This is a genomic window from Lysinibacillus sp. 54212 (genome assembly GCF_036662795.1).
Lineage (GTDB): Bacteria > Bacillota > Bacilli > Bacillales_A > Planococcaceae > Lysinibacillus_B.
The window spans coordinates 21,763-44,128 of record NZ_JBAFWZ010000024.1; the positions used below are offsets into that span (position 1 = coordinate 21,763).

Genomic DNA, 22,366 nt, shown 5'->3' on the forward strand with positions numbered 1-22,366 from the left:
CAAACCGAAAAACAACAAAAGCTGGTTGACAACACGGCAGTCACGAGTAATCGTGGCTGCTATTTTTGGTTTCATTAATTTAATCCGAAAGTTTGTAGAGTTTACATACATCGTGCCAACATTACTATGGTAAAATAAATGACAATGATATTCGCGACTAGCGCAGTTGAGGGAGGATTACGGCATGCTTTATGTAAAGGCGCCCGCAAAAATTAATTTAACATTAGATGTACTATACAAACGTCAGGATAATTTTCATGAAGTAGAAATGATAATGACTACAGTAGATTTAGCAGATCGTATTGGTCTTGAACCTCGCGGGGACGGGTTGATTAAAATTATTTCAGCAGATCGCTTTGTACCAGACGACGAGCGCAATTTTGCTTATCAGGCAGCGCAATTACTCAAGGATACATATGGTATCAAGGAAGGTGTCTCCATAAAGATCGATAAAGAGATTCCGATTGCAGCAGGGTTAGCAGGTGGAAGCAGTGATGCAGCAGCGACGTTACGTGGCTTAAATGAAATGTGGAACTTAAATTTATCCCTCGATGAATTGGCCGAGCTCGGTGCGAAAATTGGTTCGGATGTATCCTTCTGTGTTTACGGGGGAACAGCGCTTGCTACAGGTCGGGGTGAGAAGATTCAGGAATTACCTCCACCGCCAACATGCTGGGTCGTATTAGCGAAGCCAAAAATAGGTGTATCAACTGCTGACGTTTATGGTGGTTTGAAACTGGATGGCCTTGAGCACCCTAATACAAAGCAAATGGTACAAGCTATCGAAAATGAGGATTATGAGCTACTTTGTCAATCGCTGGGGAATGTTCTTGAATCTGTAACATTTAAATTGCATCCAGAAGTGGTGATGATAAAAGAACATATGCAGCGATTTGGCGCAGATGCAGTGCTTATGAGTGGCAGTGGTCCAACCGTATTCGGATTAGTGGATACAGAAACACGTACAACACGTATTTATAACGGATTACGCGGTTTTTGCGAGGAAGTATATGTTGTACGCCTATTAGGAGAGCGAAATCCACTTGCTTAAATACGTAAATTTATGGTACTTTACGTTATAAAAGTTCGTGTTTAACTTCATTATACAATTATGCCTCGGTGTAATTGATTACAAACAGATTTGGGAGAGGGTTTTATGAAATGGAAGCGCAGTGAACGCCTTGTTGATATGACTTACTATTTAATTGAGCATCCACATCAACTGATCCCGTTAACTTATTTTTCAGATCTATACAATTCTGCAAAATCATCAATTAGTGAGGATTTAACGATTGTAAAAGAAACTTTTGAGGAAAAAGGAATCGGGTTGCTAATGACAGTTCCTGGTGCGGCAGGTGGGGTAAAATATATCCCGAAAATGTCGGAGCAGGAAGTCAAAGAAATTATTAAAGAGCTTATTAAAGAGCTTGGCCAGTCCGATCGTTTACTGCCCGGTGGCTATTTATTTATGACAGATTTACTTGGGAATCCAGAATTAATGAATCGTGTCGGGAAAGTGTTTGCAAGTGTTTTTGCAGAGCAGCAAATTGACGTCATTATGACGGTTGCTACTAAAGGGATCACGATTGCTCATGCAATTGCAAGACATCTAAATGTACCAGTCGTTGTCGTTCGTCGTGATAGTAAAGTAACGGAAGGCTCTACCGTAAGTATTAATTATGTGTCAGGCTCTTCACGTCGTATTCAGACGATGGTGTTATCAAAGCGTAGCATGAAAAGTGGACAGCGCGTATTAATTACAGATGACTTTATGAAGGTTGGCGGAACTATGAACGGTATGAAAAACTTGCTAGAGGAATTTGAATGTGAGCTAGCAGGTATTGCCGTTTTAGTTGAGGCAGAGCATGCAGATGAAACGTTAGTAGACGATTACTATTCATTAATCAAGCTTCATGAAGTCAACGAGAAGGATCGTACTATTGCATTAAGCGAAGGTAACTATTTTTCAAAGGAGAGATAATAATATGAAGGCAGTTTCAACTACAAATGCACCAGCAGCAATTGGACCATATGCACAGGGGATTATTGTGAATAATATGTTTTACTCATCCGGTCAAATCCCATTAACAGCAGCAGGGGAATTAGTGGAAGGTGATATCGACGTACAAACGAATCAAGTATTTGAAAATTTGAAGGCTGTCCTTGCAGCAGCAGGCACATCCCTAAATCATGTTGTGAAAACGACAGTGTTTATGAAAGATATGAATGATTTTGCCGCAATGAATGAAGTCTATGCATCCCACTTTGGAGATCATAAACCAGCTCGTTCAGCGGTGGAGGTAGCACGTTTACCGAAGGATGTAAAAGTAGAAATCGAAGTTATTGCTCTCGTAAAATAATGTATGAAGCGCTATCTATTAAGATGGCGCTTTTATTTATTAAAAGTAGTCAATTTCCTATATAGCTAGAAGAATCACAAAAATTGGAGTGGAAGGCGGCGACTCTTGGTGCTTGCCATCTGAACGGTTTCTTCATTTCATAAAAAGTTGACATATATTATTGATTTTAAGAATTATGAAATTCATTCAAATAATAAATAATATATTAATAAATAAGAGATTTTTATTTATTGATATAGGTAAATACTATCAAATAATAAAAATATTTAAAATTTATAGAATATATAGAAGGAGATTCTGTAGTTTTGTTGAATTTAAACTCTCATGAAGAGGACATCTTAGATGAGAGGTGGTGAAAGAATGGAAGTAACAGATGTACGATTACGCCGTGTACAAACGGACGGTCGAATGCGCGCAATCGCTTCCATCACACTAGACGATGAATTCGTTGTTCATGATATTCGAGTGATTGATGGGAACACAGGATTGTTTGTTGCTATGCCTAGCAAACGAACACCAGATGGAGAATTCCGTGATATTGCTCACCCAATTAACTCGGGTACGCGTAACAAAATTCAAGAAATCGTTTTAGCTGCTTACCATGCAACAAGTGAAGAAGACGTGCTAGAGTTAGAGGAAGCACAAGTTTAATTGTAAAAGAACAAGAGTCAATCCTTACACTAAGGTTGGCTCTTTTTTATGTGCTCTTAGAATTATATAAGGGTTACGAGAGTTTTTTGTGCGTAAGCGAGTGGGAATAATAAACACAGATGTGTCAATGATTTGTCAAGTCTGAATACCTTGAAAATCACGTGAATTTACTATATAGTCATAAGAGAAAATGAGCTGAATTGGAGGACTTAAAAGATGACTAACATTTTTGCGGTAGTTTTGGCTGCAGGTCAAGGAACACGCATGAAGTCCAAATTATATAAAGTGCTCCATCCCGTATGTGGAAAGCCAATGGTCGAACATGTAATCGATAACATTCAATCGTTAAATATTGAAAAGATCGTTACAGTTGTTGGACATGGAGCCCAGATGGTAAAGGAAAAGCTAGGAGATAAGAGTGAATATGTGTTACAAGCAGAACAGTTAGGTACTGCACACGCTGTTCAACAAGCTGAGCCTATTTTATCCTCACTAGAAGGGACGACATTAGTCGTTTGTGGTGACACACCTTTAATTCGTCCTGAAACAATGCAAGCTCTATTTGACTACCACACTTCACAAAACGCAAAAGCGACAATCTTAACAGCAGTGGCAGGGGATCCGACTGGTTATGGTCGTATTTTACGTGACGCAGAAGGCAACGTAGCCCAAATTGTTGAGCAAAAAGATGCAACTGAGGAGCAAAAGCTCGTTACTGAGATTAACACAGGCACATATTGCTTCGACAATAAAGCGTTATTCCAAGCTTTAAAGCTCGTAAATAATAATAACGCTCAAGGTGAATACTACTTACCAGATGTGATCGAAATTCTACAAAAGCAAGGGGAAATTGTATCTGCTTTTGTGACAGATCATTTCGACGAAACATTAGGGGTTAATGATCGTTTTGCGCTTTCACAGGCAGAACAGCTTATGCGCGCTCAAATTAATGAGAAGCATATGCGTAACGGTGTAACTATTATCAATCCTGCCACAACGCATATTAGCGCGGATGCAGTCATTGGTGCCGATACCGTTTTACAGCCAGGCTGTATCATTGAAGGGAAAACTAGAATCGGAGAGGACTGTGTCATTGGACCGAACAGCCATATTGTTGATAGTCTTATTGGCAATGCAACAACGATTCATAGCTCGGTTATATTAAATAGCTCAGTAGGTGATGCTACAGCTGTTGGGCCATTTGCACATTTACGTCCAGATTCATCACTTGGCAATCATGTGAAAATCGGTAACTTTGTAGAAGTAAAGAAAAGCAAGCTCGGTGACCATTCAAAGGTTTCCCACTTAAGCTATATTGGCGATGCAGAGGTTGGGGAAAATGTAAACATCGGCTGCGGTTCAATTACTGTGAATTATGATGGCAAAAATAAGTTTAAAACAGTGATTGAAGATGACGTATTTGTAGGATGTAATTCAAATTTAGTTGCGCCGGTGACATTAGGGGAGGGTTCATTTATTGCCGCAGGTTCTACGGTAACAAAGGACGTTCCAAGTGATGCTCTAGCGATAGCAAGAGCACGACAAGAAAATAAATTAGGCTATGTTAGCAAATTAAACTTAAAATAATCTATTATAAAATTTCAGGAGGGCATCATGCCGTATCATTACGCTGACTCAAAATTAAAAATCTTCTCACTAAATTCAAATAATCCACTAGCACAAGAAATCGCAGATGAAATGGGCGTAGAGCTTGGTAAATCATCTGTTAAACATTTCAGTGATGGAGAAGTTCAAATTAGTATCGAAGAAAGTATTCGTGGTTGTGACGTATTTATCGTTCAATCAACTTCTGCACCAGTAAACGAACATTTAATGGAACTACTAATTATGGTTGATGCTGTAAAGCGTGCTTCTGCGCGTACAGTAAACGTAGTGATGCCGTACTATGGCTATGCACGTCAAGACCGTAAAGCAAAAGCACGTGAGCCAATCACTGCAAAATTAGTAGCAAACCTTTTAGAAACTGCTGGGGCAACTCGTGTAATCGTATTAGACTTACATGCTCCTCAAATTCAAGGGTTCTTCGATATTTTAATCGACCATTTAGTTGCTGTACCATTATTATCTGATTACTTTAAATCAAAAGGCTTCAACGCAGAGGATGTTGTTATCGTATCACCAGACCATGGTGGTGTAACACGTGCGCGTAAAATGGCAGAGCGCCTAAAAGCTCCAATCGCGATTATTGATAAACGTCGTCCGAAGCCGAATGTTGCAGAAGTAATGAACATTGTTGGTAACGTAGAAGGAAAAGTATGTATTTTAATTGATGATATCATTGATACAGCTGGTACAATTACAATTGGTGCCAACGCGTTATTAGAATCAGGTGCGAAAGAAGTATATGCTTGCTGTTCTCACCCAGTTCTATCAGGTCCTGCAATCGAGCGCATTGAAAACTCAGCAATTAAAGAGTTAGTTGTGACAAACACAATTCAACTAGCTGAAGAGAAAAAATCACCGAAAATCAAAGAGCTTTCTGTAGCAAAATTAATGGCAGATGCGATTTCTCGTGTGTATGAAAATAAATCAGTAAGTACATTATTTGATTAATTAATACCCGTATAAAAACCATCATTTAGAATTCATAAATGGTGGTTTTTTTTATATAAGTGTGTCCATAAATGTACGCTACAGGAGGACTGGTTCCGCGGGCAAGCCCCGATGTTTATAGAAACTCGAGCCACTTTAATAGACAATTCTTTGTCGATAATAGAAGGTTTGGGCGGGGTAATAGAAACTTTCCTCCGATTAATCGAAAAACCCTTTTTAGCATATTCATTTATAATTTCTATTCATAAAATAAAATATATGTCATACCCGTAAGGAGGAAGGTATGTACTATTATAGAAATCCATATTCTGCAACTGCCAATCTTTATCGGTGGCCATTTATGTGGACGGCTATTCACCCGTCTACGCCATTATCAAAACAGGCGATGCCAACTAATCTGCCAAGCAATAATCCCTTTCCACCAGTCGATACGCACAAATTGAAAGCTTCTGCAACTAGGATTCAGAAGGTCATGGAACAAGCTCAACTGCTTATTAATAAAATTTCTACATCAGATCCTTTTGCGCATAATCTAATGGATGCTGCCCAACAATCGGATAGAAAAACGGTCGAGCAATTAATTGCAACAGCAGGTGTTACGGTACATTACGAGATGAAATATACGCCGGATGGTATTCGGATTTTATTTAAGGAAAAGAATTGCTGCAGCATGGGAATTGTTTTGAATTGGTGAAAAGTAAGGGTGCACGTGTAAGAGGATGAGCATTTGAACGTGTACTCTTAATTTTCTATAGGCTAAATTCTCTTATTTACATAGCACTTGTTTAAAACGCCCGAAATAGAAGCATAATAAAATATGTTATTATTTTCGGAAGGGGACGATGAACATTAATACGGTTTTACAAGCAACGAAACGGAATACGGGTGGACGGTCAACATTATCAAAGCTACGACAGGGAGGTAAGCTACCTGCTGTTGTGTATGGCTATAATGTAGAGTCTATCCCAATTGTGCTCGATTATAAGCAAATGGCAAAAGCGGTTGGAGCACATGGGCAGAATAGTATTTTTCAGCTCGATATCGAAGGTAAGCAAGTAAATGCAGTTATTAGTGAAATTCAACGCTGTGCGTTAAAAGGACATGTGAAGCATTTGGACTTGCTTTCAATTAATATGGCCGAGGAGTTAGAAGTGGATGTACCGATTACTGTAATCGGAGAGTCCATCGGCGTTCGTGAGGGCGGAGTATTAACTCAACCGATACGGGAGCTGAAAATTAAGGTGAAGCCATCGAATATGCCTGATACAATTGACATTGATGTAACCTATTTAGCTATTGGTGATACGCTATCTGTTGCTGATTTACGTAGTAAAATACATTTTGAAATAGTAAACATCGACGAGGATACGCTCGTAACCGTAACCCCTCCAGCAGCTGAGCCTGATGATGCAATTGACCCAACCGCAAACCTCGCAGAGAAAACGCCAATCGCTACTGAATCACCAGAGGCACAGGCTTAAATGGATAGTAAAATAAAAAATTGCATGGCGTGTTGCTATGCGATTTTTTCTAGTTCAATAAACATAATGAGTATGTGTGAAAGCGTACTATCCATAGTTTTTAGAAAACTAGTTTATACTTTCCGATGAAGCATATGTTAAAATAAGCTCGTATTAGAGGAAAAGGATGAGAAAACAATGAAACTAATAATTGGTTTAGGAAATCCCGGAAAGCAATATGAGCATACTCGTCATAATATAGGCTTTGATGTAATTGATGCATTAGCACATCAATGGAATGCGCCGCTTAATCAGACAAAATTTAATGGCATGTACTCAACCGTACATCGTCCAGAAGGAAAAGTCATGTTATTAAAGCCGCTTACATATATGAATTTATCGGGAGAATGTGTACGACCGATGATGGACTATTTTGATATCGGCATTGAGGATATTATTGTTATTTACGACGACTTAGATTTAGAAACAGGGAAGCTACGTCTCCGCCAAAAAGGCAGTGCAGGTGGTCATAACGGGATTAAATCACTGATTCAGCATTTAGGCACACAGGAATTTAATCGTATCCGTGTCGGTGTGAGCCGCCCTCCAGCTGGAATGAAGGTAGCAGACTATGTATTAGCAAAGTTTTCTACAGAAGATGGAACAGTCGTCCAGGATGCGATAAAAAAATCCTGCGAGGCGATTGAGGCATCCCTTTCAAAAAAGTTTTTAGATGTGATGAACACATTTAACGGCGCATAAAAAGACCGTTCTAAGTCTATACTTTGAATACAGAACTTTGTATTTAGAGGAGGACTATAATGCCGGTTCGATATCGCTGTAGACATTGTGAAACAGAAATTGGTACATTACCATTTGATGCAGATGAAACAATTAGAAAGCTGCATCAGTTTGAAGTCGGGGAAGTGGATGATTATATCGAAAAAGATGAGCGTGGTCAAACGACAGTGCATTGTATTTGCGAGCATTGTGAGGATTCGTTGCGGCAGTTCCCTGATTATTATTCATTAAAAAATTGGCTACAATAACGGTAGTTGCTTTGGAGCTCCCTTGTGAGTCCAAAGCTTTTTCCGTTTAAAATTAATAGACTTAAAAAGGAGGGTTTTTATGGAGGTCTTCCATCAATTATTCTCGCAAGATAAACATATAAAATCATTGCTCCAGGGGCTAATGGAAAAGGGCACAGAGCAACAGCTAATAACAGGCTTAACAGGCAGCGCAAGACCTGCATTATTACAATCCATCTATTTAGAAACAAAAAAACCAGTGTACGTTTTATCTCCCAATCTATTGCAGGCGCAAAAATTAGTAGATGATCTCGTGGCACTTGTTGGAGAAGAGACGGTACATTATTATCCGGCTGATGAATTTATCGCGGCCGATATGACCATTGCTTCCCCAGAGCTTCGTGCACAGCGTATTGCGACGCTAGATCATTTAGCTAAAGGAGATAAAGGTATTTATGTATTACCTATTGCAGGGATGCGTAAACCGATGACACCTTTAGCTCAGTGGCAATCGAATTTTTTAGAAACAGCAGTAGGGCAGGACATTAATCTGCAAGCATGGCTTGAGCAGCTTGTGGCGATGGGCTACATACGAAATGGTATGGTAACAGCGCCGGGTGAGTTTGCAACACGTGGAGGAATACTCGATATTTATCCACCGTATGCGGAGTCACCTATTCGTCTTGAACTTTTTGATACAGAGGTTGATTCCATTCGGACGTTTGATGCGGATAGTCAGCGTTCTATAGAAAAGCTAGAATCCGTACGGCTATTGCCTGCTACAGAAATCATTTTATCGGAAGCACAGCGCCTTCAAGTGGCGGAACGGTTAGAGGTGGCGTTAGCTAATAGTTTAAAAAAGGTGAGAAAGCCTGAACTACAAGAGTTACTCCTATCAAATATTCAATATGATATTGAGATGCTGAAGGAAGGGAACTTACCCGATCATGTGAATAAATACGGCTCGTTATTATTTGAGGAGCAGACGTATTTAGGGGACTATTTTGCGCAAGATGGCCTTGTGTTATTTGATGAGCTTGGGCGTATCCAAGAGGTAATGGAGGCATGGGAGCGAGAGGAAAACGAATGGTTCCTTTCATTAATTGAAGAAGGTAAAATGCTCCATGATGTAAAGCCATCCTTTTCATTTAAAGAAATACTTGCGATGACAAAGCAGCAAAAACTATTCCTTGCGCTATTTGCCCGTACCTTTGCAGGGATCCGTTTTCAAAAGACAACGAATTTTTCTTGTAAGCCAATGCAGCAATTCCACGGACAAATTGCACTCCTCCAAAATGAAATTGAACGCTGGAGGCTCGAGAAATTTACGGTACTTTTTACGGCAGAAGGTCAGGCTCGTTTGCAGGCCATGCAGCGGATGTTAGAGGATTATGGTATAGAAGTCAGTCTAGGCATGCCAAATGGTGCAGGCATTTTCCTAGTAGATGCAGCTCTTTCTGCTGGCTATGAATTACCTCTACAAAAAATAGCCGTAGTAACGGACGATGAGCTATTTAAGCAGCAGAAGAAGAAAAAGTCACGTCCGCAAAAAATGACGAATGCTGAACGAATTAAAAGCTATACAGAAATAAAACCCGGTGATTATGTCGTGCATGTGCACCACGGGATCGGGAAATATATCGGGATTGAAACGCTCGTTGTAAATGGTCATCATAAGGACTATTTGCATGTACGCTACCGTGCCGATGATAAGTTATATGTGCCGGTTGACCAAATTGATTTAATTCAAAAATATGTTGCCTCAGAGGAAAAAGAGCCAAAGCTACATAAGCTAGGTGGAGCTGAGTGGAAAAAGGCGAAGGCGAAGGTATCGTCCGCTGTACAGGATATTGCGGATGATTTAATTAAACTATACGCGAAACGAGAGGCAGAAAAAGGCTTCGCATTTACACCAGATTCCGATGAGATTCGAGCATTTGAAGCGGCATTCCCTTTTGAGGAAACGGAGGATCAGCTACGTACCATTATTGAAGTAAAGCGAGATATGGAGCAAGAACGCCCGATGGATCGTCTAGTTTGTGGTGATGTTGGGTATGGTAAAACAGAGGTAGCCATTCGCGCTGCCTTTAAGGCAATCCAAGATGGCAAGCAGGTTGCATTCCTTGTGCCAACGACGATTTTAGCACAGCAGCATTTTGAAACGATACAAGCGAGATTTGAGGACCATGCAATTAATGTCGGCTTACTCAGTCGCTTCCGTACGAAAAAGCAGCAAACCGAAACGTTGAAGGGCTTACGGGAAGGTACTGTTGATATTGTTATTGGAACACATCGTATTTTATCGAAGGATGTAGCGTATCACGACTTGGGGCTACTCATTGTCGATGAGGAACAGCGCTTTGGTGTTTCACATAAAGAAAAAATAAAGCAGTTAAAAACAAATGTAGACGTGCTCACGTTAACGGCAACACCGATTCCGCGTACACTGCATATGTCGATGGTTGGGGTTCGTGATCTGTCAGTTATCGAAACACCACCACAAAACCGATTCCCCGTACAAACATATGTTATGGAGCATAGCGGCGCATTAGTTCGCGAGGCGATTGAGCGTGAAATGGCCCGCGGCGGACAAACGTTTTACTTGTATAACCGTGTAGAAGATATGGCGCGACGAGTAGAGGAAATACAAGCACTTGTACCAGATGCTCGTGTCGGATATGCACATGGAAAAATGACCGAATCAGAGCTAGAATCTGTAATTCTCGCATTTTTAGAGGGAGATTACGATGTGCTTGTAACGACGACGATTATTGAAACCGGTGTCGATATTCCGAATGTGAATACGTTAATTGTGCATGATGCCGATCGTATGGGCTTATCTCAACTGTATCAGCTGAGAGGTCGTGTAGGGCGCTCGAATCGTGTTGCTTATGCCTATTTCATGTACCAGCGTGACAAAGTACTAACAGATGTAGCTGAACATCGTTTACAGGCGATAAAAGAGTTTACGGAGCTTGGCTCGGGCTTTAAAATTGCGATGCGAGATTTATCAATTCGAGGTGCAGGGAACTTACTAGGTGCCCAGCAGCACGGCTTTATTGATACGGTCGGATTTGACTTGTACTCACAAATGCTAGAAGAGGCAATTGAGGAACGTCGAACGGGCATTAAAACCGAAGAAAAGCCTGAAGTAGAAATCTTGCTCCAAATCGATGCCTATATTCCTGATGCCTACATCCCTGACGGCTATCAAAAAATTCAAATGTACAAGCGAATTAAAGGGATGGAGCGTGAGGACGATTACCTGGAAATCATTGATGAGCTGCAAGACCGCTTTGGTGATTTACCTGTAGAAACTGAAAGGCTCATGCGCATCGCACGTATGAAAACTTGGGCATTAGAAGCAGGTATTACAGCGATAAAAGAGAAGCAAAGCATTATCTCTATTTATTTATCGGAGGAAGGTACGGCGAAGGTAGACGGTGCGAAAATCGTTTCAGAATCCATGCAGTTCGAGCGGGCTGTAGGCTTTAGCATGGAAGGCACAAAATTAATTTTAACTATTGATATGAAGCGCTGCGGCAATCATTTACCATTTGATGTATTAGAACGAATGGTTAATATTATCGTCGAAGCGAAAAAATAATAGAAAGGCGGACGAAAAATATATATCGTCCGCCTTTACGTATGCATTTGAAGATAAATTTTATTGGCGGCACTATAGTGAACGCCATTTTTATAATTTAAACGCTGCATTAATTCCTCTCGCTCAGCATGCGCAATACGTTTTTCTAAAAACATTTTTTCCTTCGTGGAGGAGGTTGTCAGCATGTCTCGCTGACCGTTCTCTTTTTCTAAATAACGAGTGAAAATCCCGCATTCTACTTCTGTATCTACTCGCGCACGAGGACGATTGGCTGTAGGGTTATAATAATAAGCTAAATGTGTACCAGCGTAGTATTGTTGCTGTTTGTAAGCATCCGGCGTTGTCGTTACTCGATCAACTTTCATCTTTTATACCTCCATAAAATGTAGAATGTTAATAAATATAAAAGTCAGTAATCTGAGAAGTAATTGAAAAAAACTAAAAAAATTTGAAAGTTTTATTGTAGTGAAAGCTTTTACTTGCATAGTTTAAATCGTAGTTATCCATACTAATTGGGAACTCAGTTGAATATGTGGAAAGAGAGGTAGCATATGAAAGCAACAGGTATTGTACGTCGTATAGATGATCTAGGTCGCGTTGTTATTCCCAAAGAAATTCGTCGCACGATGCGTATTCGTGAAGGTGATCCACTTGAAATTTTTACTGACCGTGAAGGTGAGGTCATTTTAAAAAAATATTCGCCAATTAGTGACTTAAGCGAGTTTGCAACTGAGTATGTTGAATCACTGTATGAGGCACTTGGAACGCCAACCTTTATAAGCGATCGTGATGAAATGATTGCAATAGCGGGTGTACCGAAAAAGGAATATGCGAATCGTCGCATTTCTGTTTTTGCGGAAGATAGCATGAAGCAAAGACAGACCGTTGTAGAGAAGCTAGAAACAACGATAGAATTAGTGCCAGGGCAATATGAACAAGTAAAGTCATATTGTATTGTGCCCATTATTGTAAGCGGTGATGTAATTGGAGCCGTTTATTTGCTGTCTAAAGTTCACTTTATCGGTGAAATGGAACAAAAGAGTGCGGAAGTTGCAGCACTGTTTTTAGCTAAACAAATGGAAAGCTAACTCAATTTTGAAACGTCCTATTGATTAGGGCGTTTTTTTCGTTTCAAAAATACATGGTATACTGTTGCTATTGAATGAATGAGGAAGGATTCTTATGTCTTCGCAATTTAGTATGAAAAGTTATATGAAAGGGGCGCTACTACTAACGGTCGCTGCACTGATCGTGAAAGTACTGAGTGCTGTTTATCGTGTACCCTTTCAAAATTTAGTCGGTGATCAAGGCTTTTACGTGTATCAGCAGGTATATCCGTTTATTGCTCTTTTTGTCGTTTGGACCTCTGGAGGCTTTGCCGTCGCCATTTCCAAAATGTTAGCAGGGACAGATGATGAATTAAGGCGGAGTGGCATTATTAGGACGATATTTATTTACCTAACTGGGCTATCGCTATTATTTTTTATGCTACTATTTTTTGGTGCAAATCTGCTGGCGGAACTTATGGGCGATAGTGCCCTCGCACCGTTGCTACGGACAGGTGCATTCGTGACACTGTGTATGCCGTCGCTTGCTGTTATGAAAGGTGCGTTTCAATCACGTGGTAGGATGGAGCCCGTTGCCTATGCACAAGTATTTGAGCAGGGCGTTCGAGTTATCTTTATTCTAGCGGGCACAGTTATCGTCATGTCGATGGCATCAAAATCAGTCTATACTGCAGGTAACATTGCTATGTTAGGTACGGTCATTGGTCAGCTTGCCGGTGTAGTATTGCTCATAATTTATATGAGAAAGCACGGACAATTATGCATAAGTAGCCGTTTTCCACTCGAATCCTGGGCTATGATTAAGGAAGTGACCGTTTATAGTTTAAGCGTGAGCATGAGTAGCCTCCTCCTGCTTACACTACAATTGGTCGATTCGTTTACCGTATTTTCGCTACTTGAGGGAACAGGTATAGCTAAGCTTGAGGCGATGGAGCTAAAGGGAATTTATGATCGCGGGCAGCCGCTGGTTCAGCTTGGGATCGTGATTGCCTCCTCCTTTGCCCTAGCCATCGTACCACTCATTGCACATAGAGCAAAGGGTGGTGGTCGTGGAGAGGTACCGTTTATACAATTAACATATCGAGCCTCGTTACTATTCGGTGTGGCGGCCTCGCTTGGCTTAATCATTGTAATGCCCTATGTAAACACGCTACTATTTAAGACGGATGCTTTATCCAATGTACTAATAGTTTATGTCGTTCAAATTGTACCGTTGTCGATTATCCTAACGTTTACAGCAATTTTACAAGGCTACGGAAAATTAAAAGTACCGACGAGTTTACTATTGGGTGCAGTTTTACTAAAGTATATCGCCAATTCCATACTGATCCCGGTGATTGGTGTCATTGGGGCGGCATATGCCAGTAATCTCGGCTTACTCGTATGTGCGGTCAGCCTAATGGCGTATTTTAAAAAAGTAAAATCTATTAGGCTTGCACCACCCCATTTTTACATGAAGCTTTCTGTAGCAAGCATCTCGATGGTGTTTGCTGTAAAGACTGGAGAGTGGGTGCTCGCTGGGCTTCTAAGCTTGTCGAGCAGTAGACTAGAGGCATTTATATATAGTGCTATATTAATTCCAATTGGCGCTATCGTATTTATTTGGTGTATAGCAAGACTTCGTTTACTAGGGACAAAGGAATGGTTTATCCTACCATTTGGACGGAGAATGGCTTTATATCAATTATGGCTAAATAGAAAGAAGTAGGTGGCAATATGCATAAATTAACAGTTATCGGCCTAGGCGCGGCAGATTTTGATCAGCTGCAGCTAGGCGTTTATAAAAAAATAAAAGCTGCACAAACGCTTTATGTACGAACAGAGGATCACCCAGTTCTTCACGATTTAAAGAAGGAGGGGGTAGCATTTTCGAGCTTTGATTATGTATATGAAAAGCACGATACATTTGCCCCGGTTTATAAAGAAATAGCCGAAGCATTAATCGAAGCGGCAGCAAAAGAGCCGGTGATGTATGCGGTACCCGGGCATCCACTAGTAGCAGAGCAAACGGTTCAGCATTTAATCGAGGCGGAGCGTGCAGGACGTGTCCAGTTAAGCATAGAGGGCGGGCAAAGCTTCCTTGATCCGATTTTTGGTGCACTAAAAATCGACCCAATCGAAGGGTTTCAGCTACTAGACGGTACAAGCCTATCGATGCATGAGCTCAATATGCGTCAGCACATTTTAATTGCACAAGTTTATGATGCGTTTAGTGCATCAGAGGTAAAGCTCACACTAATGGAAAAATACCGTGACGATTATCCGGTAACGATTGTCACAGCGGCAGGCTCCTCGCAGGAATGCATACGAACGGTGCCCCTATACGAGCTTGACCACGTGGCAGAACTTAACAATTTAACGACGGTTTATGTACCACCTGTCGACAATGATGAGGATGCACTACGCGATTGGACAACGTTCCGCAAAATTATTGCGACACTGCGCGGTCCAAACGGTTGTCCGTGGGATCAAAAGCAAACGCATGAATCGTTAAAAAAATATTTACTAGAAGAGACGCACGAATTCCTGGCAGCAGTTGACGCAGAGGATGATTTTGCGATGATTGAAGAGCTGGGCGATGTGCTGCTGCAAGTATTCCTTCATGCCCAAATCGGTGAGGACAACGGCTATTTCAATTTAGAGGAAGTGCTAGCGTCGATTAGCGAAAAAATGATTCGACGTCATCCCCATGTGTTTGGAGATGTAGCAGTTGAAGATGCGGATGAAGTCGTAGCCAACTGGGAGACCATTAAACAAGCGGAAAAAGGCGAGACGCAAGGAAAGCTACTAGAGAGCGAGTACCGTCCAGCCTCCTCGCTGCAAACGTCATTTAACTATCAAAAAAGAGCGGCAAAAGTAGGGTTTGATTGGGAGAATGCGGACGATGCATGGGATAAGTTTGCAGAGGAATGGCAGGAATTCCGCGATGAAGTTCAACGTGGTACAGCCTCATCGAGATTAGACGAGTTTGGGGATGTATTGTTCACACTCGTAAATATTGCACGCTTCTATAAAATTTCGCCAGAAGAGGCTATGCTCCATGCAAACGAAAAATTTGCCCGTCGTTTCGGTTATATCGAGGAGCAGGTAAAGCAGAGTGGCAAAGATTTCAGCGACTTTACGTTAGAGGAGCTCGATGGATTCTGGAATGAAGCAAAACGGAAGGAAAAGGGGGAATAACAATGAGAATCGATAAATTTTTAAAGGTGTCACGCCTAATTAAACGCCGTACACTGGCAAAGGAAGTAGCTGTGCAAGGTCGTATTACAATTAACGGGAAAGTGGCAAAGGCAAGCAGCACCGTCAAAGTAGGGGACGAATTGGCCATTCGCTTCGGTCAAAAAATTGTCACGGCTAGTGTCGAAGAAATTCGTGAAAATGTCCGCAAAGAAGAAGCAACAAATATGTTCAAAATCATCAAAGAGGAGCGACTAGAAAAAATCGAGCCTGAATTTATTGATGATGAGGACTAAGTAGTTCGCAAGGGGAAATTATAAGAAATAGCTTAAAGAAAACCTTTTTAATTTTGTAAGTCAAAGTTAAAAAGGTTTTTTTATTCTAACAAAGCAGTGTGTGAAAATAAAATACTTGTATGTGCCTCTAGAAACCTAACTAAAAATCTCTCTATGCAAGGAACCTAGAATACATCACTATATTTTTCCCTCCAAAGAAAAGATAACTATCTATTTTTGTTGTCATGCTTTTTTCTATTGCTGCATACAGTGAACAAAGTGGACAAGGAAAGGGGAAAAAATTATGATGCAAACAGAAAGTACACGCTATACAATTCCGTCTGGAGATCATTTAGTTACACTTCGCAATCGAAAAAGAATGGACATGACTTCTGTAAAATCTATCGAACGCTTCGATCAGGAAGAATTTTTTATTAAAACATCACAGGGACATTTACTTATTCGAGGTGAGGAGTTACGAATCGTCCATTTAGATGTGGAAAAGGGGTTATTAACACTAGAGGGCGAAATTAAGATGATGCAATACGATGATGAAGAGAACGGATTATCAAAAAGCTTCTTGCATAAATTATTTGGATGATTTCCGCACAGCTCCTTAGTACGATTGTCATGTTTGTATCTGGAATCGCGGTCGGGGCTATTATCGATTGCGTCCGGATTACACTCGGTCGACTACCACCAAAATCCGTTTCCTATAAATTATCGAACTACATTGAAGTAGTCGTATGGGCGTTGCTAGGTGCCGGTACGTTTTATCTATTATTCTTAGTAAAAGGCGGCGAGTGGCGCATCATCGACCCACTAGCGCAAATTGCAGGTATTCTTTCGTACAACTTGTTTTTTCAGCGCATGCTCCGTTTTTTCGGAAGAATATTTGTGATTCTATTTATAAAACCAGTTTTATTTATTGTGCGTATGATAATGGTCATCATTCGCAATATCCTTTTATTCATCCTTCGAATTCTGACTGTGCTATTTATACCATTTTCCAAAATATATAAGAAACTTCACAGAATCACCTTTAAAAAGAGAGCGTAAATTCGTATAATTAAATGTACATCATAAAGGAATGTGGAGGTGAACGGCGTGGCGAAGCGTCAGCAACGAGAGATACATAAAGGTTCTGTCAAAACGTTGGATAATGACTATGTCCGTTCTAACACAGACTTTGCAAAATCACAGTATGAGAAGAAGCAAAAAGTTCTTCGCAGTAGAAGAATGCTCGTATTTTTTGTCTTTGCAGCCATCGTTCTTGCAATTTTAGCAAATGCAGCAAGCAATCAAAAAGAACGATTAGCAGAAAAGGAAGAAAAAAAAGCTGAAGTATTAGCTGAGCTTGAAGCTGTAAAAGAACAGCAGGCTATGTTAAACCTACAAATTACAAAACTAGAAGATGACGAATATATTGCTAAACTAGCACGTAAGGAATACTTTTTATCGGAGGAAGGCGAAATAATTTTTACGATCCCAACTGAAGATAAGGAACAACAGGATGAAAAGCAATAAATTGGAAGGCGAACACGAAAAATAGTAGTGTTTGCCTTTTTCAAATGACTAGACAAAGGTCATTTTCGGGGTTTTTGTCGTATTATGACGAGAGTGTGTTGTTGACAGTGTTACCATGTTAGCTATAATAGAAGAGAACTTGTAGTTAAGTTTGATGATTTTATATTAGACTGATACAGTCGCTTAAAAATTAAGGAGGAGCATTTTTTTTATGTCAATTGAAGTAGGCAGCAAAGTACAAGGTAAAGTAACAGGAATCACTAATTTCGGAGCATTCGTTGAGCTGCCAGATGGCAAAACGGGCTTAGTTCACATTAGTGAAGTGGCAGACAACTATGTGAAGGACATCAACGAGCATCTTAAAGTCGGGGATGAGGTTGAAGTTAAAGTGATGAATGTTGAAGCGGATGGGAAGATTGGTCTTTCAATTCGTAAAGCAAAGCCTCAAGCTGAGCGACCAGAGCGTCCTCAACGTCCACGTCGCGATAACCGTCAAAACGAGCGTAACGATCGTCAACCGAAAGAAAACTTTGAACAAAAAATGGCACGTTTCCTAAAGGATAGTGATGAGCGACTTGCTACATTAAAACGTGCAACAGAATCTAAACGCGGCGGCCGTGGAGCAAGAAGAGGGTAGTTTGCTGGCTGTTTTAATTTATAGAAAAAGTGTCATATAAATTGAAAAGGGATTAAGTACTTTGAATACATAGTACTTAATCTCTTTTTTATTGTCCAAATTTATCTTCCTTGACCTGTTTAATAAATAAAGCAATTAAGCAAACAAAAGTATAAATTCCTAATCCCAGCCCTATAAGAAGAATGAGAATTTGTGCTAGAATGGGTATTTTTGTTAAGAAGAATCCAAGTATAATAAAAATAGCACTCAATGAACATAACAAGGATAACATTCGAAAATCAGTAATCATTTATAAAAACCTCCTCTACTTATCATAATCGACACAACGTTCGAAAAAAAGGATAACGTATGACAGGCATGTGAAAGGTTGCAACCATATGCAAAGTGTATACGTATAGAGAGGAACGACATTCTAGGGAGGTGCACATTGAAAAAATCGACAGTGTTTTTATCAGGGCTATCACTCTATCTCGGATATTCAGTAGGGGCAACGGCCATTTTACGACGACATCCTACTGTGCAGAGGCATTGCTCGGGGGGATTGCATTGACATTTGATGATGGACCGCACCCTTACTATATGCCTCAATTACTTGATCTATTAAAGCACTATGGAATAAAAGCTACCTTTGTTATAGTAGGAATGCGCTAGGGGTTTCAACAATTAGGAGTAGCTGAGGATAAAATGATTGTAACAGGCATTCCGATTCATTCTACAATGATGGGTGACGCGTTTAATAAAGTAAATCAACGTATGTACTACCAGGCCAGGAGGAAAAGAATTTCGAATATTTACTACAGAATAGTTTAGCGTTTGCCATTGATAGTCAAGATTCGATTGAGCAACAATTGGTATCCGTTTTACATGATAAAGCAAAAATGCAGCAAAACAGGCAGGCGCTAACTCATTATTTATTAAGCTTAAAAATACAATCAGTAGCGGATTGGTATCCAATACTTGAAGAAATTATCAGTCGAAATATGAAGCTAGATGAGAATGTTATTTAACGTTTAATAAAACATCTATCTATAAATAAAAAAGTCCAAGACGATCGTAACAATCGTCTTGGACTTTTTATTATGACCCGTACGGGATTCGAACCCGTGTTACCGCCGTGAAAGGGCGGTGTCTTAACCACTTGACCAACGGGCCGTTGGTGGCTGCCGAGGGAGTCGAACCCACGACCTTTCGGGTATGAACCGAATGCTCTAGCCAGCTGAGCTAGGCAGCCAAAATTAACAACAAAACTAATAATACTAGCGATGTATCAATGTGTCAAGTAATCTTTCAATAAAATTTAATAAAAATAATAGTTATTTATGGTTAACTAGTTTATACCGAATGCACTACTAGAGAAATACTAGTCAGAAAAACACAGATTATTATATTTTTCGTCGAACAATTTTTTTAACCACCCTTTATAAACAGACAAAATTTACTTCTATTTTTTTATATAATTATGGCTCTAAGCACAAGGGGGTTGAAATTATGGTCAATATTGGAACGTTACGCCATTTAGCAGTTTTAAAGCAAAAGGATCAAGAAGTAGATGGAAAAAAATCAATGCGCATATTACAAGTAAGCTTTTTCCTAATGGCATTCTTTTTAGCACAAACTATATTTTTTGAAGCAACCGTGCCATTTTTAGTTCCACTCTGGGCAATTGTGCGACTGCGTTATGACAATCTAAAGGCCCCAACATTAATAGGGGGGCTACTAGGGGCATTACTATTAAATTTTGGTCAGCTTGTGATAGTTTGCTTGCAGCTTATCGTGTTTGAGCTCGTCAAAAGATTTCGTTTTTATAAATTGCCGACAACGCTTGCTGTAGCAACAGCGATATTGATTGTCCAGGCTATGTGGCAAACGATTTCCTATAGTGGCCTACCACCCATACTTATCCAGCTGTATGTGTTTTATGAAGTGGCACTAGCCTTTTTAATGACATTATTTCTCCAAGTCTTTTTATTACCTGCCCACCGTTTTTTTACTACAGAATGGACATACGAACGAATTGGGGCAGGATTTGTCGTTTTGGCCGCAGTTATTGCAGGCATGCAATCTGTTACGATTTCCTATATAGGCTTAGCGCCGTTATTTTTACATTTTCTTATTCTTGTAGCGGCCCTTGTAGGCGGCGTACCGTTAGCTACAATGACAGCCACGATTACAGGGGCGATTGTTGGTGTGGCTAAACTATCGTTCACAGGGATGGTAGCGCTTTATGCTTTAACAGGGGTTGCGGCGGGAAGCTGTATGAAGCTTGGTCGCGTAGGCGTAGCGGTTGGTAGTGTCGTACCGAGCATCTTTTTCTTTTTTTATGATGCTACTTTGCCGCTAGATGTTGTGTATTTTGTTTCGATTGGTATCGCCATTGTCCTTTTTACCCTGCTTAAAAAGCAATATGTAATGGATTTACGGGCAATTCTATACCCAAAGCGAGATGAAGTACTGATGAAGCGCCAGCAATGGCTAACAGACCATACGGCACAAACAGTAGAGCAATTTCAACAGTTTGTTGGCTTTATGAAGGAGCTGGTCTATGATCGTTTTACGTTGAAGGATACTGTATCTCGAAAGGTTGAACCTTTTGCTACATGTAGTGGCTGCTTCCGTTATGAGCGATGCTGGGGAGAGCAAAATAATGACATCTCTAACCATATTGCAGAATATTATCGCGCGAAAACAATGCCGAAGCAGCATGCAATCGTCAAGGCGGAGGAGCTCATTAAATTAAAGTGTGTGAAGTCCTCTAAGCTGCTCGATGAATTGCATATGCAGCTTTATCAGGAACAAATGAATAATCAGCTTTATCATGGTAAGAAGATGATTGCCCTGCAGCTGCGTGATGTAAGTAATCATTTACATGAGCTGCTAGAGCAAATGAAGGAACAGACGATATCGTTTGAAACGCAGGAAGCAGAGCTTGCGCAAGCCTTGCAGCGAGCGAATGTAAATTGCTTTCAAATCGATATTTTAAATAATCAGGCAGGAGAGCGTTTAATTGTATGTTCACTGCTATTAAAAAATTATCAGGAATACGAAACGATCCAATTATGTGAACGAATTATTATGCCGATATTTTATGAGCTATATCATGAGCCGTTCCGTATCGAAAAAATTTCTCATAAAACAAAGCCATTCAGTTATGTCGAGGTGCGCCTTCAGTCGGCAGTTCGCTATGAAGTGGAGTATGATATATATAGTCAGGCAAAAACGAAGAACGTATCAGGCGATGCGCACGCCCTATTTCCTCTACATGACGGGCTAATGGCGATGATCCTGTCAGATGGAATGGGGCATAATAAAAAAGCACAACGAGAAAGCAAGCAGCTGATTAGATTGCTTAGAGAGTGCTTAAGCTATAAATTGGACCCTGAAACGGCCATGCATACGATGCATTATATAATGTCATTAAAGCGTGATGCCGATATGTATGCAACCATTGATTTTGCTCTACTTGATCTACAGGATGGTGCGATGTGGTCGTGGAAGGCGGGCGGTGTAGCAACGTATATTTTACGGGGGGAAACAGTATTAAAGATTGAGGGAGGAACGGCGCCTGTAGGGTTTATGCCGGCATTTTCAATCGAAACAGATAAAATTAAGCTATTAGCGGACGACATCATCGTAATGGTATCAGACGGTCTTTTTACAAGTACACACGACTGGCAGGAGCAGGAGCAATATTTCCTCGGGCAGCTGCAGCAAAAAAGTAAACAAAAAATGCCGATGGATGTATTATTATACGATGTAATGGAGCATTATAAACAGTTTTATGAAATTGAGGATGACTGTACCGTAATAACATGTAAAATAAAGCATATAAACCCTGAATGGTCTGTCCTTCAGCTATAGAAGCCGGAAATGGGTAAACGTATAAACATTATGTCAATATTATGATGTAGTCGTTGTCGCTCGTCCTTAGAGCGGTACGAATATTCGCATTGAATGATGAAATTGATTCAATTAGAAATTAAAACAGTGTTCATAATAAGAAGGT

23 protein-coding genes, 2 tRNA genes and 1 pseudogene are annotated in these 22,366 nt (G+C 40.3%); 22 read left to right on the forward strand and 4 right to left on the reverse strand.

Going from position 1 to position 22,366, the window contains the following annotated elements; genetic code table 11:
- Positions 1-184 precede the first annotated feature (184 nt).
- The 11 genes from ispE (at position 185) to mfd (ending at position 11,680) form a co-directional block, all read left to right on the forward strand.
- A complete protein-coding gene (gene ispE, locus V4T18_RS14640) occupies positions 185-1,051 on the forward strand; it encodes a 4-(cytidine 5'-diphospho)-2-C-methyl-D-erythritol kinase (protein WP_332650560.1) in 867 nt (288 codons plus the stop codon).
- Between the two features lie 105 nt (positions 1,052-1,156).
- Entirely contained in the window at positions 1,157-1,981 is an 825-nt protein-coding gene (gene purR, locus V4T18_RS14645; protein WP_332650561.1) for a pur operon repressor, read from the forward strand.
- 4 nt (positions 1,982-1,985) lie between these two features.
- Positions 1,986-2,360: a RidA family protein gene (locus V4T18_RS14650; protein ID WP_332650563.1), complete on the forward strand. Its 375-nt coding sequence runs from the start codon at positions 1,986-1,988 to the stop codon at positions 2,358-2,360.
- Between the two features lie 360 nt (positions 2,361-2,720).
- Positions 2,721-3,011, forward strand: coding sequence for a septation regulator SpoVG (gene spoVG, locus V4T18_RS14655; RefSeq protein ID WP_332650564.1), 291 nt, complete (start codon positions 2,721-2,723; stop codon positions 3,009-3,011).
- Between the two features lie 216 nt (positions 3,012-3,227).
- A complete protein-coding gene (gene glmU / locus V4T18_RS14660; protein ID WP_332650566.1) occupies positions 3,228-4,598 on the forward strand; it encodes a bifunctional UDP-N-acetylglucosamine diphosphorylase/glucosamine-1-phosphate N-acetyltransferase GlmU in 1,371 nt (456 codons plus the stop codon).
- Positions 4,599-4,625: 27 nt separating this feature from the next.
- On the forward strand, positions 4,626-5,585 hold the full coding sequence (locus V4T18_RS14665) for a ribose-phosphate diphosphokinase (protein ID WP_332650568.1): 960 nt from the start codon (positions 4,626-4,628) through the stop codon (positions 5,583-5,585).
- Between the two features lie 283 nt (positions 5,586-5,868).
- Complete coding sequence (locus V4T18_RS14670) at positions 5,869-6,279, forward strand: hypothetical protein (RefSeq protein WP_332650570.1); 411 nt, start codon at positions 5,869-5,871, stop codon at positions 6,277-6,279.
- Positions 6,280-6,427: 148 nt separating this feature from the next.
- Complete coding sequence (locus tag V4T18_RS14675) at positions 6,428-7,066, forward strand: 50S ribosomal protein L25/general stress protein Ctc (RefSeq protein ID WP_332650572.1); 639 nt, start codon at positions 6,428-6,430, stop codon at positions 7,064-7,066.
- Positions 7,067-7,243: 177 nt separating this feature from the next.
- The gene (gene pth, locus V4T18_RS14680) at positions 7,244-7,807 is read left to right on the forward strand and encodes an aminoacyl-tRNA hydrolase (protein ID WP_332650573.1); all 564 of its coding nucleotides are present in this window, start codon (positions 7,244-7,246) and stop codon (positions 7,805-7,807) included.
- Positions 7,808-7,866: 59 nt separating this feature from the next.
- Positions 7,867-8,094, forward strand: coding sequence for an anti-sigma-F factor Fin (locus V4T18_RS14685; protein ID WP_332650575.1), 228 nt, complete (start codon positions 7,867-7,869; stop codon positions 8,092-8,094).
- A gap of 79 nt (positions 8,095-8,173) precedes the next feature.
- Positions 8,174-11,680 carry a transcription-repair coupling factor gene (mfd, locus tag V4T18_RS14690; RefSeq protein ID WP_332650578.1) on the forward strand — a complete coding sequence of 1,169 codons (3,507 nt, stop codon included), beginning with the start codon at positions 8,174-8,176 and terminating at the stop codon, positions 11,678-11,680.
- 35 nt (positions 11,681-11,715) lie between these two features.
- On the opposite strand, the gene V4T18_RS14695 is transcribed toward mfd, so the two are convergent.
- Positions 11,716-12,045, reverse strand: a complete 330-nt coding sequence (locus V4T18_RS14695) for a hypothetical protein (protein ID WP_332650580.1) — start codon at positions 12,043-12,045, stop codon at positions 11,716-11,718.
- Between the two features lie 186 nt (positions 12,046-12,231).
- Between V4T18_RS14695 and spoVT the strand changes: the two genes are divergently transcribed.
- From spoVT to V4T18_RS14735, 8 genes are all read left to right on the forward strand, one after another.
- Positions 12,232-12,768, forward strand: a complete 537-nt coding sequence (gene spoVT / locus V4T18_RS14700; protein WP_332650581.1) for a stage V sporulation protein T — start codon at positions 12,232-12,234, stop codon at positions 12,766-12,768.
- 94 nt (positions 12,769-12,862) lie between these two features.
- Positions 12,863-14,455 (forward strand): putative polysaccharide biosynthesis protein, encoded by a 1,593-nt coding sequence (locus V4T18_RS14705; RefSeq protein ID WP_332650582.1) that lies wholly within the window; start codon positions 12,863-12,865, stop codon positions 14,453-14,455.
- 8 nt (positions 14,456-14,463) lie between these two features.
- A complete protein-coding gene (gene mazG / locus V4T18_RS14710; protein WP_332650584.1) occupies positions 14,464-15,927 on the forward strand; it encodes a nucleoside triphosphate pyrophosphohydrolase in 1,464 nt (487 codons plus the stop codon).
- A gap of 2 nt (positions 15,928-15,929) precedes the next feature.
- Entirely contained in the window at positions 15,930-16,220 is a 291-nt protein-coding gene (locus tag V4T18_RS14715) for an RNA-binding S4 domain-containing protein (protein WP_332650586.1), read from the forward strand.
- A gap of 283 nt (positions 16,221-16,503) precedes the next feature.
- Positions 16,504-16,800, forward strand: a complete 297-nt coding sequence (yabP, locus tag V4T18_RS14720; RefSeq protein WP_442916948.1) for a sporulation protein YabP — start codon at positions 16,504-16,506, stop codon at positions 16,798-16,800.
- A complete protein-coding gene (gene yabQ / locus V4T18_RS14725) occupies positions 16,797-17,258 on the forward strand; it encodes a spore cortex biosynthesis protein YabQ (RefSeq protein ID WP_332650588.1) in 462 nt (153 codons plus the stop codon). Before yabP ends, yabQ begins: the two co-directional genes overlap by 4 nt.
- Positions 17,259-17,306: 48 nt before the next feature.
- Complete coding sequence (locus V4T18_RS14730; RefSeq protein WP_332650590.1) at positions 17,307-17,726, forward strand: FtsB family cell division protein; 420 nt, start codon at positions 17,307-17,309, stop codon at positions 17,724-17,726.
- A gap of 211 nt (positions 17,727-17,937) precedes the next feature.
- Positions 17,938-18,363 carry a S1 domain-containing RNA-binding protein gene (locus V4T18_RS14735; RefSeq protein WP_332650591.1) on the forward strand — a complete coding sequence of 142 codons (426 nt, stop codon included), beginning with the start codon at positions 17,938-17,940 and terminating at the stop codon, positions 18,361-18,363.
- Positions 18,364-18,451: 88 nt separating this feature from the next.
- On the opposite strand, the gene V4T18_RS14740 is transcribed toward V4T18_RS14735, so the two are convergent.
- Positions 18,452-18,652 carry a hypothetical protein gene (locus V4T18_RS14740; protein ID WP_332650593.1) on the reverse strand — a complete coding sequence of 67 codons (201 nt, stop codon included), beginning with the start codon at positions 18,650-18,652 and terminating at the stop codon, positions 18,452-18,454.
- A 239-nt stretch (positions 18,653-18,891) separates the two neighbouring features.
- Here V4T18_RS14740 and V4T18_RS14745 point away from each other — a divergent pair.
- Positions 18,892-19,011, forward strand: a pseudogene (locus V4T18_RS14745) (polysaccharide deacetylase family protein); the annotation flags it as partial.
- A gap of 200 nt (positions 19,012-19,211) precedes the next feature.
- A complete protein-coding gene (locus tag V4T18_RS14750) occupies positions 19,212-19,370 on the forward strand; it encodes a hypothetical protein (RefSeq protein ID WP_332650595.1) in 159 nt (52 codons plus the stop codon).
- A 73-nt stretch (positions 19,371-19,443) separates the two neighbouring features.
- Here the strand turns inward: V4T18_RS14750 and V4T18_RS14755 are convergent.
- Together V4T18_RS14755 and V4T18_RS14760 are read right to left on the reverse strand one after the other, a co-directional pair.
- Positions 19,444-19,515 (reverse strand) — tRNA-Glu (locus V4T18_RS14755).
- A 2-nt stretch (positions 19,516-19,517) separates the two neighbouring features.
- Positions 19,518-19,594 (reverse strand) — tRNA-Met (locus V4T18_RS14760).
- A 257-nt stretch (positions 19,595-19,851) separates the two neighbouring features.
- Between V4T18_RS14760 and V4T18_RS14765 the strand changes: the two genes are divergently transcribed.
- A complete protein-coding gene (locus tag V4T18_RS14765) occupies positions 19,852-22,221 on the forward strand; it encodes a SpoIIE family protein phosphatase (RefSeq protein WP_332650596.1) in 2,370 nt (789 codons plus the stop codon).
- Positions 22,222-22,366: the final 145 nt, after the last annotated feature.